The sequence below is a fragment of the Vicinamibacterales bacterium genome, assembly GCA_041659285.1.
Lineage (GTDB): Bacteria > Acidobacteriota > Vicinamibacteria > Vicinamibacterales > UBA2999 > 12-FULL-67-14b.
In genome coordinates, this window is sequence record JBAZYO010000032.1 from 1792 (window position 1) to 4141 (window position 2350).

A 2350-nucleotide genomic window follows, 5' to 3' on the forward strand; every position below is an offset into this window, starting at 1 on the left:
CCAAAGTGCGTTTGCCCATGTGTTCCTGGCCGAATAACAAATACGCCGGAGCGGGATTGCGCAGCGACGAATCAAGTATCCTGACTTGGGCCTCATGCCCGATGATACCTTCCCCCAAACGGCTGTCTGGCATGGGTAAAAGTATAGCAGAACTAGAGGGTAGAAAGTAGAGAGTAGCCAGATAATATAAACATTAGTCATCCTCGAGCGCAGCGAAGGATCTTCCTATGCCTTAAGGAATAGGAAGATTCTTCGGCCGTCGGACGGCCTCAAGAATGACATTTTTTTATTACCAAAAAAGGCGCATGGCATGCGCCCCTACGTCTGGCTATCCTCTACCCTCTACTTTCTACCCTCTAACAAAAAGCTCCGCGACCCGAGTTGGGGTAGCGGAGCTGTGTGGCGAAGGGGCGAATGATTATTCGCCCTTACGGAACCTGGAACATGTCCCGGCAGAAGGGTTCGAAACCGGGCTGTGGATCGAGGACCGGGAAGCTCGGAATCGAGATGCCGTCGACCCAGACTTCGAAGGTAGCGTTACGGAACGAACCGTCGGGGCTGGCGCAAGCCCAAAGACCAGCGTTCGTCCCCATCTCGAGGATGTGGGCGTTGGTCTGCGGGATTGCTCCTGGCGGACGATGGATGGTGCAGGTGTAGCTTGCCTGTCCGTTCATCGCCTCCGAGAAGCAGTAGGCGCCGTTGGGGCAATCTTGCGCAGTGCCCCAGGAGTACACGGCTTCAGCGGGATTCGCGCCGCATGGCAGCGGACGCATGATGTGGTTGCCGTTCTGGTCAAACACTTCGTCGAAGCAGCTGAGGTGCGAAGCGTTGAGGCCGGCGCGCAATGTCCAGCGGTAGGTCACGGCGCGCATTACGAGCGTGCCGCTATCGGGAGTTGCGCCACCGGCACCCGAGCTTGCGCCCGTGCCGCCGTAGCCGCCGACTCCTGCAAAGCCGCCTGCGCCGCCGAGGTTGGTTCCACCGGTTCCGCCGAAGCCGCCGGCGCCAGATGCGCCACCAGCTCCTGCGACTCCGCCGTCGGGGCAAGGCACGAGTTGATTCTGCAGCCACGTGTAGACGCAGCGACAGGCGCAGACTTGTGCCTCCAGGCCGCACGCGCAAACGAAGTCGCCCGACTTGGCGCCTTCCTGCGCACACGTGTCCATGAAGGCAGCGCCTTGGCAGTCGTCGGAAGCGCCGGCGGAGCCACCTTGGCCCGTGCCAGCCGTTCCCGAAGTGCCGCCGGTTCCCGAGCTTGCGCCCGTGCCAGCCGAAGCTCCGGTTCCGCCCGTCGACGTGCCGCCGACGCCGGATCCTGCCGCGCCGCCGTTGCCGGCTTGCGCACCAGTCCCGCCGCTGCCGGAAACGCCGCCGTCCGTTCCGGCCGCTCCGCCCGCAGGCGGGGCTCCGTTCTTCGCGGACCAGTCGCGAGCATCAATCGGCTCGTTGTCCGAGCAAGCGGTGACGGCCGTGGTTAGGCCAATGATCAGACTGACCAACAGGCGACCATTCTTCATGATTCCTCCTAGGTTCTATGAAAGGTTCGCGAAACCGTTCAAAAGCTCAAACAATTTCGTGAATCTTGCATGCAAAAGTGCTGTTTTGTTTCCTATTTTAGCGAATAAAGCAGCTAACCATAAAATGGGAGAAGTGTCAAATGGAGATAGAGGGTAGAGAGTAGCCAGAATGTCTAATATCTAATTTCTAATGACTAAATCCTGGCCGACATTAGACATTAGAAATTAGATATTAGTCATTAAAGAAAAAGCCCCTTCCGCGAGTTGCGCGGAAGGGAGCTTTGGAGACGGTACGCGGGGTACCGAGCGGTCAGTCGATCTGGCAGTTGTAGCTGCCATTCAGGTTGTCGACCGGGGGGCCGGCCTGCGGGTTCTCGAGGAACTGCTCGTCCGTGTACAGCTGACGGGGGTTGGCGCAGGTGTAGCGCACGAGGTCGCCGCTCGTCGCCGTGCCAGCCGTGTTCAGGTAACACTGGTGGCGGAACGAGTTCGCGACGCTCGTCTCGATTCGGCAGTGGTAGCTCTCACCGTTGAGAGCATCACAGCCGAAGCTGTGCCAGACGCCCGGTGCGCCTGCTGCCCACTGTGCCTGCTGGTCGGGTCGGTGGTCATTCTTCATGACCTCCGCGCCTTCGCACCAGACGTGCGAGAGCTTGTGCGGCGACGTGATATAAATATCCACGACGCGCGTCGGACCCTCGGTCGGGTACGGCACGGCTTGGCTTCCGCCCGATCCGCCGGCGCCGGGGTTCTGCTGGGCCGGGGTACAACTGTAGCTGGCGAGCGCGGGATTCTCCCACCGACCGCAATGGCAGGTGAGGTTGCCCTGCTTG

At 60.4% G+C, this 2350-nt stretch carries 2 protein-coding genes; both read right to left on the reverse strand.

Features of this window, described 5'->3' with window-relative positions; all coding sequences use genetic code 11:
* Positions 1–428: 428 nt before the first annotated feature.
* The gene (locus WC815_24045) at positions 429–1517 is read right to left on the reverse strand and encodes a hypothetical protein (protein ID MFA5911863.1); all 1089 of its coding nucleotides are present in this window, start codon (positions 1515–1517) and stop codon (positions 429–431) included.
* 310 nt (positions 1518–1827) lie between these two features.
* On the reverse strand, positions 1828–2350 hold a 523-nt coding region (locus WC815_24050; protein ID MFA5911864.1), incomplete at its 5' end, for a hypothetical protein.

Bases quoted from the DNA above. Each gene is read 5' to 3' on its own strand.
- WC815_24045 (MFA5911863.1), bottom strand. From the start codon at position 1,517: ATGAAGAATGGTCGCCTGTTGGTCAGTCTGATCATTGGCCTAACCACG.